Below are 16,031 nucleotides of genomic sequence, written 5' to 3'. Positions count from 1 at the left end.
TCCTCGGCTAGTGATTCCGACTACTACGGCTCACAGTGGACTTGCACCACCAAGTTATCGCCCATGCCGGGCGCACGATATCAAAAGGCGAACAACAATTTAATTGTTGCTCGCCTTTTTTAGATTGAAATATGTGATCAATTATTACATCTGTGTTCCGTAAGAAATTCCATGAACATTAGGATTGATTTCGTTAAGCATGTATACATAACTATTATCCCCTTCATCCAAGAATTCCAAGATGTCTGCATAAGTTGTTAATAATAATGAATCTGATAGTTGTGCTACTCCGTTAGGATCACACTTATAATCGTTTATTAGCATTGTACGAATATCACTTGCTGATTTACCAAGAACAGTCTTGCCAACCGGACTGAAGTTCTTATCATATTGAACATTACTTTGATCTCCAGTTACTTGAACTTTCATCAAATTGCTCTTATTTCCATCAACATTACCATTGATCCATGTATGATTTGCAATTTTATAGAATGTTCCGAAATCATTTCTAACTATCTTACTTACTTTAAATGAACCTATAATGACTGGATTTCCCTTTCTACTTCCATCGTTAGTGATATGAACTGATCCATCCTGATCATTGTATGCTATAGCACCATACTTATCTGTGGTTAAAACAACGTTGCTCTTATTTGAGTTTGTATTAGCCTTGCCAGCATTAGCATCATAATCAGTCTCTGAAGCCTTAACATACTCAGATGTAGCAACTTGATACATCTTTTCTCCATTAATAGTCTTGGTCTTGCCAACTTTCCAAGCTGTGTTTGGTCCCAAGGCACGGTTCTTAACCAAACTACCTTGTGGATTATACAAACGAACAATTTGACTACGTGTAGTTGTAACCCCAGCAGCTGAAACATTTGTTAAATTAAATGCTCCGATTGATAAAGCAGCGAATCCAGCAATCGCTAGACTTCCTAACATTTCTTTCTTCATAAAATCCTATCCCCTTTACTTTTCATGACCACACTTTATCATCTTGATAGGACATCATTTGTCGTATACAGCACCAATCAAAAAATAATTAAAAAACGTTCACAAATCCAGTTGTATCAGGAGTTTAAAGTAATAATATATTAGATGTCAGGGGGTCACTTCTGACTTATCCAACACAAAATATATTAAGGGGAATATATCTTATGAAATCATTACTATGGAAGTCGTTGGCAGTTTCAGGACTTGCACTAGCTGCATTCGTAACTAGCTCTGCACTATCAGACACAGCCGAAGCATCAACGGTTGCTACTACAAAGAATGTCTCAGTAACTCGTCTATACACAAAGACTGGTGAACTAGTTAAGAACAGAGGACTCGGCCCCAACACACCTTGGGCAGTCGGCAAAGCTATTTATAGAGATGACATAACTTATTATCAAGTTGCTACTAATGAGTACTTGAAGTCTACTGACACTGCACAATTAACTGGGGATGCCATTCCAGATTACAAAGTCAGTTATCAAATGAACCTTAAAAATGTTAATAAATACTTCACCGCCTACCTGAATGCCCTACACAAAGCTAACGGTACTGCACCTGTTACACTAACAGATGACATGATGAACTATGCTCAACAACGTGCCGGTCAACAAAGCGGTATGAACTTGGACCACACAACCGCAACTAGAGAAACTTCTGAAAACCTATTCGGTGCTAGTGCCAATTACCTTAGTTACGTCGGAGTTAAGTCAGATAAAGATGCCGCATACTTCCTACTAAAAGATTGGTACGACGACAATAGTAACTTCACTCCAATAGGTCAACCTGGACACTTCGGTCACCGTGCCGCTCTAATCTATTCTGGTCCAAATGTTGGATTGGGTATCACTAATACTAGTTCCGGATTCGAAGCAGCCTTCACAGCTGACTGGGACTACAGTTCCTTAGACGGATTCCATCAAGTTTATAACTACACCGGTTCAAATCCAAACACACAATTTATTTCTAAAGATTCAATTTAATATGTAATATGAAAACCAAAAGAACTCCTGCGGGGGTTCTTTTTTACGGCTTAAACACTTAAATACTAGTGTACAATCAAGGCAGAATAAGATTATTTATATTAAAAAATTTCAATAGTCTCTACTATTAACAAAAGGAGATTCCAAAATGGACCTAAAAAATAAAAAGTTCGTATTCTTCGATATGGATGGCATATTGATCGACACCGAGGGACTGTACTACTCAGCACGCAAAACAGTTCTAGCCAAATACGGCTTTCCATTCACCAAAGAAGACAATCAAAATTACATCGCCAAAGGATTCCCACATACCAAGAAACTACTGCAACAAGTGGCTGGCGATAAAGAGCTAGGAGAACGAATCTTTGATGAATCCATACAACTCTATAATGATAAAATCATAGCTGGTGAAGCAGATCTTAAACCAGGAACACTAGACTTACTTAAATGTCTACAAGTACAAAACATCGCAAGCTATGTGACATCCTCCGCTACAAAAGACGTCATTACACTTAACGTCAAAAACACCGGTATCAAGGATTATTTCACCGACTTAATAAGTGGGAATGACGTAAAAAACAACAAACCAGCTCCTGATATATACCTGCACGCCTTACAAGTAACCAATGCCAAAGCAAGTGAAGCCGTCATCTTTGAAGATTCCCCTAGTGGCATTGAATCAGCAATAGCAGCCAAAATTGACGTAGTAATCGTTCCAGATCTAATACAGCCAGATCCAGAATTGATCAAACAAGCAGTGGCTGTATTGGACAGCTTGGAAGAGGCAATAAGTCTATTTAAATAGAGGAATAACTTAGCTCTCAAGACTGAGATGACGAGCACATTAATTAATTTTAATTTTCGAATGTTAACGTATCACCTACAAAGATTATCAAATTAAACATCAAACCAGCTGGAGGTTACGATAAATTTGACTAGCTGTGAAAATGGCGAAGCCATAGGACGAGTTTGGAGATTTGCAAAGCAAAGCTTCAAATCGAGATTCCAGACCTTGGCTGGAATCGGTCCCCACAGCAGGTCGAATTTATCGTAACCGGAAGCGACAACCAAAACCAAAATTAAATAAAACACCAATTATTAGAGAAATACCCATACCAATACAAATTGTATGAGTATTTTTTTTACTCTCTAAGATCAAATTAAAATCAAAAATCCAGGCACATTCCGCCCTCCAATTATTAGAAGTAAATCAGCCCTTAAGTCGGCAACGGCAACGGTTACAACCATTTGAAGCTGTATACACTGCGTCAAATCAACACTAATAAGGCAATTTGTACCTATATTGTTTAATTAATATTTTTAATATTTCTTTAATAAATGGGGTTGTAAATTAAAATTAAATTAACTATAATCATTACCAATTACTAAATCTCAATTCGAATATTTGTGTGTATGCCACTTAAACGTGACTAGGGAGAATCAGAGATAAATAAAAAATCAGGAGGGGATTTCTTGGGGGCCGAAACAAATTTTTTAGACATTAAAGACGTAAGTACCTCATTTAAGATCAATGGCAAGTATTACGATGCTATCTCACATATCAATTTGGAAGTACATCGTGATGAAATTCTTGCGATCGTCGGTGAGTCAGGTTGTGGTAAAAGCACATTAGCTACGACCATCATGGGTCTACATGATCCATCAGAAACAAAAATTTCTGGAGAAGTTAACTTCGAAGGTACCAACCTATTAACACTTGACGAAAATGGATACAACCAATTCCGTGGAGCTAAGATCGGTATGATCTTTCAAGATCCACTTTCAGCTTTGAATCCATTGAAGAGAATTGAAGATCAAATCAGTGAAGTTATGAATTACCACACTGATTTCACCGCTGAACAAAAGCATCAACGTGTTCTAGAACTACTAGATCAAGTTGGTATCGTCAATCCCAAACGTACAGCTCACCAATTTCCACATGAGTTGTCCGGTGGTATGAGACAACGTGTTATCATCGCGATTGCTATCGCCTGCAAGCCAGACTTGATCATCGCTGATGAACCAACTACAGCCTTGGATGTTACTATTCAAGCTCAGATCCTAGATGTTTTACGTGATATCCAAAAGGAGAACCACGCCGGAATCATCTTGATCACCCATGACTTGGGAGTTGTTGCTGAAACAGCCGACAGAGTTGCTGTTATGTATGCTGGTCAAATCGTTGAAGATGGATCAGCTGAACAGATCTTTGACAAGCCAAAGCATCCCTACACTCGTTCACTACTGAGATCGATGCCTCAACTTGATAAAGAAGATGATGAATTATACGTCATCAAAGGTAACGTTCCTTCATTACAAAAGATGCCAAGTACCGGTGATCGTTTTGCACCAAGAATTCCTTGGATTCCAGCAGACGTTCATGAAAAAGAACCTGTAATGCATGAGGTTGAAGCTGGACACAATGTTCGTTGTACTTGCTATCAATCATTCTCATTTCCAGATGAAATGGGAGGTGCAACCGCATGAGTCTAGTAGAAATCAAAAACTTAAAAGTTCACTACCCTATCCGTTCAGGATTCTTTAACCGTATTACTGATTCAGTCAATGCCGTTGATGGTATCAGCTTCAATATCGAAGCTGGTGAAACATACGGACTCGTTGGTGAATCTGGTTCTGGTAAGTCAACAACTGGTAAGTCAGTCGTTGGACTTGAAAAAGTTACTAGCGGATCGATCATGTACAAAGGTAAGGACATCACCAAAAAGGCTAATCGTAAGAGTCTTGATTACAACCATGATGTTCAGATGATCTTCCAAGATTCCCTTTCAAGTTTGAATCCACGTAAGAGAATTGAAGATATCATCGCTGAACCACTCAGAAACTTCGAACATCTCGATAAAGATTCTGAGAAATTAAGAGTTCTCCAACTACTCGATATTGTTGGACTTGATGCCGATGCTTTATATAAGTATCCTCACCAGTTCTCTGGTGGTCAGAGACAACGTATCGGTGTTGCTAGAGCTGTTGCTACTAATCCAAAATTAATCATTGCTGACGAACCTGTATCTGCCTTGGACTTATCCGTTCAAGCACAAGTTCTCAACTTTATGAAGAAGATCCAACGTGAGTTCAATATTTCTTACTTATTCATTTCTCACGACTTGGGTGTTGTTAGACACATGTGTAACAACATCGCCATCATGAATAATGGACGCTTGGTTGAAATCGGTACTAGAGATGACATCTATAATCATCCAATGCATATTTATACCAAACGACTATTAGCCGCTATTCCTGAAACCAACGTTAGTCAACGTGCAGAACATCGTGCTCAACGTTTGGCAGTCGAAGAAGTCTATCGTGAACAACAAGACAAATACTACGACAAAGATGGTCTAGCTTATCCATTAGTTCAAATCACACCAACTCATTCAGTTGCTTTACCTGAAGCTTTGGCTGAACAACTTAAACATGAAGGCGAGGTGCAAGCATAATGTGGAAAACAATTCTCCGTCGTATCTTAATTATGATTCCTGAAGTTATTATTCTTAGTCTTTTGGTTTTCCTTTTAGCAAAAGCAATGCCCGGTGATCCGTTCACTGGTTCTATTAATCCAAAAGCCGATCCTGCTCAATTACATCATTTGATGAAAATGAACGGATTGTACGATCCTTGGTACCAACAATATTGGAACTGGGTCGTTCACTTGTTCCACGGTGACCTAGGAAACAGTTACCAATATCAAGAACCTGTTACTAGATTGATCGGTAGTCGTGCTGTTAATACTCTTTGGTTAGCCGTATTCACAACAATCTTAACTTATTGTTTCGCCTTACCAATGGGTATGTACGCTGCTAAACATGAAGGTAAATTACCTGATTCAATTATCAGAATCTACACATACGTAACTTACTGTATTCCATTCTTCGTTATCTTGATCATCGGTGTTTGGATCTTCGGTTACGTCTTAGGTTGGTTCCCAACAACTGGTTCTATCTCTGCGACAGCTGGCCCAGGATTCTCGTCGGCAGCTTCTCGTTTATACCACATTCTTTTACCTGGTATCTTGGGTGCATTGTTCGGAACTGTCAACGTTGTTCAATACCTTCGTTCAGAAGTTATCGACGCCAAACGTTCTGATTACGTTAGAACAGCTCGTTCAAAGGGTGTTCCTTCAAAAGACATTTATAGACATCATATTTTTAGAAACTCACTCTTACCAATTGCAGCCTTTGCTGGATACTCAATTACCGGATTGTTAAACGGTTCGCTATTTACCGAAACCGTCTTCTCATATCCAGGTATGGGACTACTATTCATCAACTCAATTAGTTACCGTGACTACACAGTTATCACCGCATTAGTTCTAATCTACGGAATCTTGAATCTACTAGGTACCCTACTTTCAGATATCATCCTAAGTATCGTTGATCCTAGAATTCGTATCGAATAGGGGGGCCTTATTATGGAAGAAAGTTTAAATAGACATTCAAAAATTTCCGCAGCCGATTTGGAACGACTTTCTAAAGAGGCTAAAGGAGAAGCAACTCCTTCTTCTGCCAGAATCGTTTGGAACGAATTCAAAGCTGATAAACCAGCTATGGTCGCCTTAGTAATCATTGTTGCCTTCATCTTGTTCGTTATGATCGCCGCACTATTTATCGATACACCCAAGATGATGGAAACAGACATCATGAACTACAATGCCGCACCAGGAACCAACGGCTTCATACTTGGAGCTGACACTGGTGGACGTCCGATCTTTCAACAATTGATCGTTGGTGCTAGGAACTCTATCGGTATTGCCATGGGCTTGACCGTTATCTCATCAACATTTGGTATCTGCTGGGGACTTATCTCTGGTTACTTCAACGGATTGATCGACTGGGGTATGCAACGTGTCTATGACTTCATGATGATGCTACCAATGACTATGATGATCATTGTTTTAGTTACTATCATCAAGAACTACAACGCTATTACGTTGACACTGATCTTTTCAGTCTTCTATTGGGAAGGTACTTCTCGTTTGATTCGTTCACGTACCCTTTCAGAATCTGAAAAAGACTACGTTGCCGCAGCTAAGACTTCTGGTACTGGTAACTTCAAGATCATCTTTAGTGAGATCATGCCCAACATTTCATCACTACTTATCGTCGATACAACATTATCATTCGCCGAAAACATTGGTGTTGAAACAGGTCTATCTTACTTGGGATTCGGTCTTCCAATGCACACACCATCACTTGGTACTTTGATTGCTAACGCTAACGATCCTAACAACATTACCCAATACTGGTGGACTTGGTTGCCTGCCGCACTATTGATTATCATTCTTTGTTTATCAATTAGTTATGTTGGCCAAGTTGTTCGTCGTTCAGCTGATGCTTCTCAACGTCAGGGTGCTGCTGATTAATTATTTTGAAATCATATCCGACAACAATTGAAAGAAGTGATGCCTACATCATTGCAATTGCATCCTTAGCTTCTCACAAACTCATTTAGATTCGAAAAATTTCCAGGGGGGGAAAAATATATGGTTAAAACAAAAACTAAGTTAGCTACAGTTGCTGTTACTTTTCTAGCAGCACTTACACTAGCCGGCTGTTCTAACAACAGCAAGACTTCTTCTTCAGACTCTACTAAAGTTGAAAAAGTTAACCTTTCAACAGCTTATAAGAACAAAGCTGCTACAAACAAAAACGCAACAAAGAATGGTACTTTGAAGTTAGCTATCGTTAACAACGCACCTTTCCAAGGTATCACAGATCCAATTCTTGCTTCTAACTCTGAAGACGCACAAGCTTTTGCCCCAGGTGGTCAAAACAACTTGTTCAACGTTGACAAGAACTACAAGATCATCGATGGTGGACTTGCTAACCAAAAACTTGATCGTAAAGCAAAGACTGCTACTATCACTCTTCGCTCTAACGCTAAGTGGTCAAACGGCTCACCTGTTACTGCTAAAGATATTGAATATGCTTATGAAGTCTTAGGTAACAAGGAATCTGTTACACAACAATATTCATCTGATTATGAGAATATCGTTGGTATGGCTGAATATCACAAGGGTACTGCTGATACTATCTCAGGTATCACATTCCCAGACGGTGAAACTGGTAAAGTTGCCGTTATCCAATTCAAGAAGATGTCACCAAGTATGAAGTTCTCTGGTAACTCATTCATCTGGGGTACTGTTGAACCTTACGATTACATCAAAGATGTTCCAATCGCCAAACTAGCTTCAGCTAAGCAAGTTCGTAAAGATCCTATCTTCGTTGGACCTTACAAGCTTGATAAAGTTGTTGAAGGTGAATCAACTTCATGGTCACCTAACAAGTACTACTATGGAAAGAAAGCTCAAATCGGTCACATCACATTGAACGTTGTTTCAATGAATAACATCGATAAGGCTCTTCAATCTAAGAAGTATGATTCAGTTGCTCCTAGTGCTGCCGGTGCTCTTGGTGGTACAAACTACAAGAACTTAAAGAACCTTAAAGGTTACACAAAGGTCGGTGCTCCTGCTCTAGGTTACAGTTACTTTGCCTTCAACTTAGGTCACTACGATACTAAGACTGGTAAGAACGTTGCTGATCCAAACAAGAAGATGGCTAACAAGAACCTACGTCAAGCTATGATGTACGCTCTAAACGTTGACCAAATCTCAAACAAGTTCGGTAATGGTATCAAGTGGCGTGCTAATACATTGCTACCACCAGTATTCAAGAAGTACTACAACAAGGATGCTAAGGGTTACCCACTAAACGTTAAGAAAGCTAACAAGTTACTTGACGAAGCTGGTTACAAGAAACGTAACGGCAGCAAGTGGCGTTCAGATCCAAAGGGTAAGAAACTCGTTATCCACTTCGGTGCTATGACAAGTAGTGCTACTACAGAAGCAACTTACCAAGATTATCTACAACAATGGCACAAAGTTGGCTTGAACGTTAAGTACACTAACGGCAAACCAATGGAAATGAATAGCTTCTACGATACATTACAGAAGCCAAGTCAAAACAAGATGGATCTCTGGTTAGGTGCTTGGTCACTATCATCAGAACCTTCACAATCACAATTGTATGGTGATACTGCACCATTCAACATGGGACACTTTGCTACTGCAAAGAATACAGAATTGATCAACAAGATGAACGATTCTTCAGCTTGGAACGATAATACACGTACTAAGACATTCAAAGAATGGCAAGAATACATGAACGAACAAGCTGGTGTTGTCGGTGAACAATTCAACTATGCATGGCAACCAGTTAACAACCGTGTCAAAGGATTCGATATCAGCCCAGATAACAACGAATTCTACAGTAACCTTACATTGACTTCTTCTAAGTTGAAGTAGTCAATGGGCCCATTATTCATGATTGATTAGCTGTTCTCCCGCATTACACACACACATAATAATAAAAAATAGCTAATTGATTGATTAGAAATCTTAAAAAGCTGAAGTACTTGGATAAATTCCCTATCCTTGTGCTTCAGCTTTTTTGTTTTGTTTGTGTTCTATTGACCGCCTGCGGAAAAAAGATATAAGCCTGCTGCTGGACCGGTCCCAGCCTTGTCTGGGACCTCGACTTGGAGCTTTGCTTCACAAATCTCCAAGCTCGTCCTGTGGCTTCGCCACTTTCGCAGCTGTCTTATATCTTTCTTCCTCCGGCTTTTATTAAAGTATAAAAAAATCCACCTTGTGAGATTAAATTCTCGCTTGGTGGATTGTATTTTTTTTACTTAAGCTTTTCTAAATCTACACTTACCAGATTTACGATTGCCTTTGGGTTATTCTTTCTGACTTCGTTTGCATCTGATGGTTTGGGAAAACTCTTGAGCTCATACAATGACAATCCTAATGCTTCTGGTGCCCTGTCTAGCGCTTCAGCTAAACTATTGCCGTATGTTAAGGCATCAGGTACGTCTGGAAATTCTACACTGTAGACGTCCTTTTTGTTCTCTGAATCATCAAATATAGCTGGATATACTACTAATCTCTTTTTCATCACTATTCTCCGTCTTCTTATTGTTAGACTTACTGCCAAGCCGGTTGAGCGGATAACTGATAATGTTACAATTAACATTGTAGAATTTAATAACTTAGAAAGGTGAATGATATGACTGAAACAACAGATAAAACTTCTCAATTAAAGAACTTAATCCACAATTTGTACAACTCAACTACTAATACTCGCTTGCAAGGTCCATTGATGAAAGCTTACAAACGAATCGAAGATGGTGCCGACGTGAACGACTTGGCTGCTCGTACAGCAAGTGCTGTGAACTACGTTAGACTTACTGAACAACTTAACTTCTCTACTCAACAAGATAACTGGTGGCGTGAATTACGTGATATGGGTACTGCTTCTGTTATGTATCATGATCCTAAGAATAACTTGTTGGATTTGAGTGAGAGATAGAATTTTATAGTGAAATTTATTTTTGGAGCTCCCTTTTGGGGGTTCTTTTTTGTACAAAAAAGCATCTAAACCAATTACGATTTAGATGCCTAACATAGTTATTTTCTTACTTTTTATGCAATCCAACGTGGTATCTCTTTCGCTGATAACTGAAACCTTCCCCGATTACTTCATGAGCATCGAGTACTGTGACAAAGGCCTTATCATCAACTGACCTAATCAACCGTTTTAACTGCGGTACTTCACGTGGTTGAATCATCAGATAAATAATTTTCTTCTCATCATTTTGATAGCCACCTTCAGCATTCAGATACGTCCAGCCACGACTAAGCGTAACATCAATCAACTTAGCTATCTCTTCATATTGATCAGAGATAATAAACAATGCTTTTGCACGATCAGGTCCTTCTTGAACGAGATCAATCATTCTAGCTAGTACGAAGCTAACAATCAATGAATACATTATGTGATAAAAGTCCAAATACGACAGTGATAAGAACAATACTATATAATCCATAATCAGTATTCCTTTACCAGACGACATACCGAACTTCATCTGTCCCACTCGTGCGATAATATCACTACCACCAGTGGTCCCATTGTAACGAAAGACTAGTCCAATACCGAGTCCAGATAACACTCCGGCAGCAAGTGATGATAATACCAAATCATGTTTTAGTGGTAACGGAGCAATGAAAGTTTGTTTGGACCATAACAACAAAAATACTGACAAACAAATAGTTCCATAAAGTGTATAGAACATGACCCGCTTACCCAAATATCGAAATCCAATTAATATCAATGGTATGTTAAGCACCAACGTGCTCACACCAGGATTAATGTGCAAGAAATATCGAACAATCAACGTGATTCCACTTAACCCACCATCAGCAAGCCCATTAGGAATAGAAATCATATCCAAACTAAAAGCATAGATGGCACACCCCAGGGTAATCATTAATAGTTCCAAACTATTATATTTAGTCCACTTCACATTCATATTTTCCCTCCAATATAATAATTTACGCTATTAATAATAGTGTACACTGAATTCTTTTTAATTATAGTATGGGATAAGGGAATTAATAAAATAAGAAAAACCTCCTAGTTGGAATTTGCTTCCAAACTAAGAGGTTCATTTTAATTATTGTGGTCCAATGTTCCCTCCACTTTCTGCTCCAGCATAGTAAGTATCTTTAACCCATTCATTAGTGGCAACACGATAGTATTTTGCACCGTCATAAGTCTTGATCTTATCGGAGTACCATTTAGTGTTATTTGATAAGCCACGATTCTTTACGTCCGAAATTTCACCAGTTGTTTTTGAAAATGCAACTAATGGACAAAATGAACCATTCTTATTTTTAACAGTTACATTCTCATAGAAAGTTTTGGTAGTAGCATTTTTTGCAGCAACACTAGGGTCACCACTACTCTTTGTATACGTTGGAACTTGCAGTAATTTAAAACCGGTTGCTGTTTTTTGGAATGATATCTTGCTTGGACTTGCAATATGACCATCTACCAAAGGAGCGTTCACAGTATCAATGTCCCCAACGTTTTTAGCCCACACCAGGTCTTCTGTATAAACTAATTTTTGCCGACCATCAATATTTACATATATACCCATATTATAAATACCATCAGGATCCGCCTTATAATCAACAGACTGAGCCTCAACATTTGCTGGATTGCTCAAAGCACCTGTAATCCCCACTGCTCCAGCACCTAACAAAGATAAAGCTACCAATGAACTGCAAGCAACCTTTTTGTAAAGCTTATTAATCTCTATTTTCAAATTCTTATCCTCCGTAACATTTATTTACTGGTAAACCATAGCAAACACATGCGTCACTATATGGCGAAAATGATAGGAGGTAAAAATATTTGGAATAAAAGAAGTATCATTATTTTGATGACTACAACATTTTTAGAAGATATTTAAAACTCTCAATTTCAGTTGTTTGCTCTCTCCTCTTACTCATTATTGATTAAGTATTAATTATACTGTAAATAATTCTATCGTATGATCTTACAAAGCAAATCTTCTAATAGATTCTTTTTCTTTCTCTGTAAAGCCAAACGCCTCCATTACAACTTCATCTATATGGGAATTAGTTTCAATATTATCGCTTTCAGACGGTACATTTTTTAATATTTGCATAACCATGTCAATCAATTTTTCCTTTAATGTATCTGACATATCGGGAATTGGAAATTGCGACAATTCATTTACCTTAAACTGTGGGAATACTCTTCTTTGAAATTTATCAAATTTCATTAAGAACCATAAGGTTAACGGTTTGGAGTTTATAATTCCAAGTAACACATATGGATTTATCTTTAAATTTTCAATTACCATTGAATTTAAATCATTAATAATTACATCATCAGTATATGCACCATTGATTGCGTATATCGAGTGAGTCGGTATTTGTCTCACAAGAATTCTTGGTTCCTTAAAGTTTGTCGACTTACGAGGCTCCGCCAAATTATCACCATACTTTATAAATTCACCATTCCAGGATAACGAATATCTATTAACATTATTACCATCCAAATACGGTAAATAACTATCATCCAATTTATCATATGAGTGATAAATTCTATCTCGACAATTATCTTTTGTTAACTTCGGCTGTCCTTTACCTGTTTGATATGCTTTAATACCGGTCTTAACATTGGCTAACTTTTTATCAACTAAGGACATAGTATTATCCATTTTCCAAAATACATTAATGACCTCCCTATACTTCACCATTGATATACTAAAAATAGGACTTTTACCAAAAAAATCAGATTTTACAGTCCCAACACTTTCATACTCACCTTTATATAATTCTCCAACAGTTATATATTTTGGATTACTTTTTTTAAAGAAAACTATGCAATTATCTACACTAGCATCCGCAAATAATTTATCCAAAGAATTAATTAGAATTAAATCACCAGTTTTTTTACATAAGAAGTCCCTTGTTTTTTGTGTTGACTGAATAGTTAATAAATTATTAGGAACAATATATGCAAAAGTACCATTATCTTTTAAAAGATTGTAACCTAATTCCATGAATAATGTATACGTGTTTGATTGATATTCACTAACCTCATATGTACGAGCATAATATTTTTTTGTGTCATCACTAAACGACTTATTTCTAGCAAAAATATATGGTGGATTAGCAATAACAACATCAAATCCAACAAAATCGCCGTTCTCATCTAAAACTTCTGGAAATTCCATTCTCCACTCTAATCCCATTTTGTACATAGGGCTTTGTGCTGATTGCTGAAAGCTTATCAAGGCTTTTTTTGCTTTATCACGCAATCTATTAAATTCTTCCACATTAGCTTTCTCAAATAAATTGACTTGACCAATCTTATTGACCTTTGCTTGTAATTTATTAAAGCTTTCACCCTCTGGAGTCCGAAATGATGCATAGAAGCTACTTTTTATCTGCTGAATTTCATCATCTAAGTTAGCCTTTATTTTCTTGTCACTCGTATCTTTATAGTTTCTAACTAATTCTAAATATTCTTTAAACTTTGAACGTCTTAAATCAAATTTGGAATCAAGATCAAATTTATGAACAAGGCTATCTCCAACTTTAACGTTAACATCAATATTAGGAAGTGTTGTTAGTACTAATCTACCATCAGCATTTTCTGAATAGTACGAACTTTTCAACAGTTCAATCCACAAACGTAATCGACATATATTTACAGAATTAGGGTTTAAATCGACCCCATACAAACAATTTTCAATAATAATCTTTTTTTGATTAAAAATTGCTTTTTGTATTCTCAATGAACTAGTATTTTTAACTTTATAAGAAAAATTACTTCCAGTGTCATCTTGCACTATCAATTCATCGTTAATAACTGAACACTGAATATCATTCATTAAATTTCCATCAGCATCAAATAAGACTCTTAATACGCTCTTTAATGAAATAACTTCATTTAGAACAGATACTAAAAAGTGTCCAGACCCGACAGCCGGATCAAGTATCTTTAATGAATCAATTCCATCACTAATTTTCTTTCGTTGATCAATTGTTACTCCTTGGTAATCTCTTAACTTGTAGCCTAAATCTACAAAGTTAGAATAATTCCAATTCATTAATTCATTTATTTTAGTAGTAACCGCTTGTCTCATGGATTGCTGTGCCATATACATAGTGATCTTTCCAGGAGTAAAAAAAGAGCCATCCTTATATCCATTGATTTTTTCAAAAATCAATCCCAGAACAGAAGCGTTAATTAATTGATCGGAATTCTTCTCATTTAGATTTGTTGATTATGTAAAATCATACACATCTAAAAATTTAAATAGATAATCTAATATCGATAACTTACCTGATAAGCGTTTTCCATTTTTATCTTTTAATTTTGTTTTTGAATAAACTTTTATATCGGCTTCTCTCAAAGAGTTTATGCTGACACCATTTTTTGAACTTTCTAGACCAGATGGTTCAAACAGCGAACTATTCATATAAGGGACATGCGGAAATGCTTCTTTCAATCTTTCGATACGTTCGTCATATTTTTTTGCCATGACGGCAAAAAACAGATCATTTAAATCATTAAAAGAATGACATTTATTATAATTCAAAAAATCATATTCATCACTTTCATTAAAAGAAACTAATGATGATTCAAGTAACTTCAAAAATAGAATCCTGTTAACCCAAACAACTGTTAGTTGCATGGCCTCATCAAACTGATTAGATTTATCAGTCCCAAGTATATCGAGTTGCTCTATAGTATTTTCTACAAGAGATGCAGGTTCCCTTTTACTCTCAGGCAATCTGCTGATATATTTATTCCCAGATGTTTTTGACTCTTGAAGTCCCATTATGTATAAAAGTTCATCATAAAATCCTTTATTCAATTTATTAGCATCGGTGAATATCTCGTCATTCAATAAATTCTCTCTACTAAAGAAGCGGTACAACTGAGTGATTTTGTTTTTACTGATTTCAGACGTCCCTTTTACCATCAAATCTCGTAAATCGAAATGAGCAATTTTAATCCCACTTTTTAACGCTCTATCAATTTCTGGAGCTATTACTTCGTTATACAAAAAATCTGTAGTACTTCCAGACAATTGTTTGTTTTCAAATTTCTTAAAGTTTTCAACTAAACGTTTATTTTTTATAAAATGTTTTTCTAATTCCTTGGAATCAATCACAAAAAATGACAATCCATTAGTAATGATGCCTCTTTTAACCTCCAGATTATTATCTATTAAACGTTCTCTCAAATAATATGCAACAAGTTCACGAAAAGATTTAACATTTAAATCTTCCTCTTTCATCATTTCTGACATGTTAGTTAGACTTTTATATTCAACAATAACACCAACAGAACTATCAGTTGATACACCATTATAAATTGCTAAGTCTATTCTTCCGCTTGTATTTATATACTCATCGATATTAGTGCTCTTCAAGAAATCTCTGAATTGATTTTTTTGGAACTCCTCACTGGACTTATCATTATGAATTAACTGACTTAAATAACCATTTAAATTACGTTCAAATTCCACTTTCTGTTCATTTAATGGCATCATAGCCTTAACATTCTTATTAATGGCCTGTTTAAGGTTTAATAGATTTCCACTATCCATTTTTTTATCCCCACTGATTCATGATATTTACTTTAT

At 36.6% G+C, this 16,031-nt stretch carries 14 protein-coding genes; 8 read left to right on the top strand and 6 right to left on the bottom strand.

Going from position 1 to position 16,031, the window contains the following annotated elements; all coding sequences use genetic code 11:
* Nucleotides 1-144 precede the first annotated feature (144 nt).
* Entirely contained in the window at nt 145-957 is an 813-nt protein-coding gene (locus EKM66_RS04765; protein WP_125762212.1) for an SLAP domain-containing protein, read from the bottom strand.
* A gap of 203 nt (nt 958-1,160) precedes the next feature.
* Between EKM66_RS04765 and EKM66_RS04760 the strand changes: the two genes are divergently transcribed.
* The 7 genes from EKM66_RS04760 (at nt 1,161) to EKM66_RS04730 (ending at nt 9,300) form a co-directional block, all read left to right on the top strand.
* On the top strand, nt 1,161-1,979 hold the full coding sequence (locus EKM66_RS04760; protein ID WP_125762210.1) for a CAP domain-containing protein: 819 nt from the start codon (nt 1,161-1,163) through the stop codon (nt 1,977-1,979).
* Between the two features lie 148 nt (nt 1,980-2,127).
* Nucleotides 2,128-2,784, top strand: coding sequence for an HAD family hydrolase (locus tag EKM66_RS04755; protein ID WP_125762208.1), 657 nt, complete (start codon nt 2,128-2,130; stop codon nt 2,782-2,784).
* A 668-nt stretch (nt 2,785-3,452) separates the two neighbouring features.
* Nucleotides 3,453-4,466, top strand: a complete 1,014-nt coding sequence (locus EKM66_RS04750) for an ABC transporter ATP-binding protein (protein WP_125762206.1) — start codon at nt 3,453-3,455, stop codon at nt 4,464-4,466.
* Complete coding sequence (locus tag EKM66_RS04745; RefSeq protein WP_125762204.1) at nt 4,463-5,434, top strand: ATP-binding cassette domain-containing protein; 972 nt, start codon at nt 4,463-4,465, stop codon at nt 5,432-5,434. The genes EKM66_RS04750 and EKM66_RS04745 overlap by 4 nt, the downstream gene beginning before the upstream one ends.
* Nucleotides 5,434-6,393: an ABC transporter permease gene (locus EKM66_RS04740; RefSeq protein WP_125762202.1), complete on the top strand. Its 960-nt coding sequence runs from the start codon at nt 5,434-5,436 to the stop codon at nt 6,391-6,393. The genes EKM66_RS04745 and EKM66_RS04740 overlap by 1 nt, the downstream gene beginning before the upstream one ends.
* A gap of 12 nt (nt 6,394-6,405) precedes the next feature.
* On the top strand, nt 6,406-7,356 hold the full coding sequence (locus EKM66_RS04735; protein ID WP_125762200.1) for an ABC transporter permease: 951 nt from the start codon (nt 6,406-6,408) through the stop codon (nt 7,354-7,356).
* A 120-nt stretch (nt 7,357-7,476) separates the two neighbouring features.
* On the top strand, nt 7,477-9,300 hold the full coding sequence (locus EKM66_RS04730; RefSeq protein WP_125762198.1) for an oligopeptide ABC transporter substrate-binding protein: 1,824 nt from the start codon (nt 7,477-7,479) through the stop codon (nt 9,298-9,300).
* A 382-nt stretch (nt 9,301-9,682) separates the two neighbouring features.
* Here the strand turns inward: EKM66_RS04730 and EKM66_RS04725 are convergent, their stop codons facing one another.
* Complete coding sequence (locus tag EKM66_RS04725; protein WP_164505040.1) at nt 9,683-9,952, bottom strand: type II toxin-antitoxin system HicB family antitoxin; 270 nt, start codon at nt 9,950-9,952, stop codon at nt 9,683-9,685.
* A gap of 111 nt (nt 9,953-10,063) precedes the next feature.
* Here EKM66_RS04725 and EKM66_RS04720 point away from each other — a divergent pair, with 111 nt between their 5' ends.
* Complete coding sequence (locus EKM66_RS04720; RefSeq protein WP_125762194.1) at nt 10,064-10,366, top strand: hypothetical protein; 303 nt, start codon at nt 10,064-10,066, stop codon at nt 10,364-10,366.
* 106 nt (nt 10,367-10,472) lie between these two features.
* Here EKM66_RS04720 and EKM66_RS04715 read toward each other — a convergent pair whose 3' ends face one another.
* The 4 genes from EKM66_RS04715 to EKM66_RS12955 form a co-directional block, all read right to left on the bottom strand.
* Nucleotides 10,473-11,366, bottom strand: coding sequence for a YitT family protein (locus tag EKM66_RS04715; protein WP_125762192.1), 894 nt, complete (start codon nt 11,364-11,366; stop codon nt 10,473-10,475).
* 144 nt (nt 11,367-11,510) lie between these two features.
* Nucleotides 11,511-12,164: a hypothetical protein gene (locus EKM66_RS12670; protein WP_191988031.1), complete on the bottom strand. Its 654-nt coding sequence runs from the start codon at nt 12,162-12,164 to the stop codon at nt 11,511-11,513.
* A gap of 234 nt (nt 12,165-12,398) precedes the next feature.
* Nucleotides 12,399-14,543 carry an Eco57I restriction-modification methylase domain-containing protein gene (locus EKM66_RS12960; RefSeq protein ID WP_449720064.1) on the bottom strand — a complete coding sequence of 715 codons (2,145 nt, stop codon included), beginning with the start codon at nt 14,541-14,543 and terminating at the stop codon, nt 12,399-12,401.
* A 120-nt stretch (nt 14,544-14,663) separates the two neighbouring features.
* Nucleotides 14,664-15,995, bottom strand: a complete 1,332-nt coding sequence (locus EKM66_RS12955) for a type IIG restriction enzyme/methyltransferase (RefSeq protein ID WP_449720063.1) — start codon at nt 15,993-15,995, stop codon at nt 14,664-14,666.
* Nucleotides 15,996-16,031: the final 36 nt, after the last annotated feature.

Source organism: Companilactobacillus hulinensis (assembly GCF_003946555.1).
GTDB lineage: Bacteria > Bacillota > Bacilli > Lactobacillales > Lactobacillaceae > Companilactobacillus > Companilactobacillus hulinensis.
The sequence above is the reverse complement of the archived record's forward strand: the minus strand, read 5'-3'. Positions and strand labels throughout refer to the sequence as shown.

What these genes read in the sequence shown, in the direction of transcription:
- EKM66_RS04765 (WP_125762212.1), bottom strand. Translation starts at nt 957, where the DNA reads ATGAAGAAAGAAATGTTAGGAAGTCTAGCGATTGCTGGATTCGCTGCT.
- EKM66_RS04760 (WP_125762210.1), top strand. Translation starts at nt 1,161, where the DNA reads ATGAAATCATTACTATGGAAGTCGTTGGCAGTTTCAGGACTTGCACTA.
- EKM66_RS04755 (WP_125762208.1), top strand. Translation starts at nt 2,128, where the DNA reads ATGGACCTAAAAAATAAAAAGTTCGTATTCTTCGATATGGATGGCATA.
- EKM66_RS04745 (WP_125762204.1), top strand. Translation starts at nt 4,463, where the DNA reads ATGAGTCTAGTAGAAATCAAAAACTTAAAAGTTCACTACCCTATCCGT.
- EKM66_RS04740 (WP_125762202.1), top strand. Translation starts at nt 5,434, where the DNA reads ATGTGGAAAACAATTCTCCGTCGTATCTTAATTATGATTCCTGAAGTT.
- EKM66_RS04735 (WP_125762200.1), top strand. Translation starts at nt 6,406, where the DNA reads ATGGAAGAAAGTTTAAATAGACATTCAAAAATTTCCGCAGCCGATTTG.
- EKM66_RS04730 (WP_125762198.1), top strand. Translation starts at nt 7,477, where the DNA reads ATGGTTAAAACAAAAACTAAGTTAGCTACAGTTGCTGTTACTTTTCTA.
- EKM66_RS04725 (WP_164505040.1), bottom strand. Translation starts at nt 9,952, where the DNA reads ATGAAAAAGAGATTAGTAGTATATCCAGCTATATTTGATGATTCAGAG.
- EKM66_RS04720 (WP_125762194.1), top strand. Translation starts at nt 10,064, where the DNA reads ATGACTGAAACAACAGATAAAACTTCTCAATTAAAGAACTTAATCCAC.
- EKM66_RS04715 (WP_125762192.1), bottom strand. Translation starts at nt 11,366, where the DNA reads ATGAATGTGAAGTGGACTAAATATAATAGTTTGGAACTATTAATGATT.
- EKM66_RS12960 (WP_449720064.1), bottom strand. Translation starts at nt 14,543, where the DNA reads ATGTATATGGCACAGCAATCCATGAGACAAGCGGTTACTACTAAAATA.
- EKM66_RS12955 (WP_449720063.1), bottom strand. Translation starts at nt 15,995, where the DNA reads ATGGATAGTGGAAATCTATTAAACCTTAAACAGGCCATTAATAAGAAT.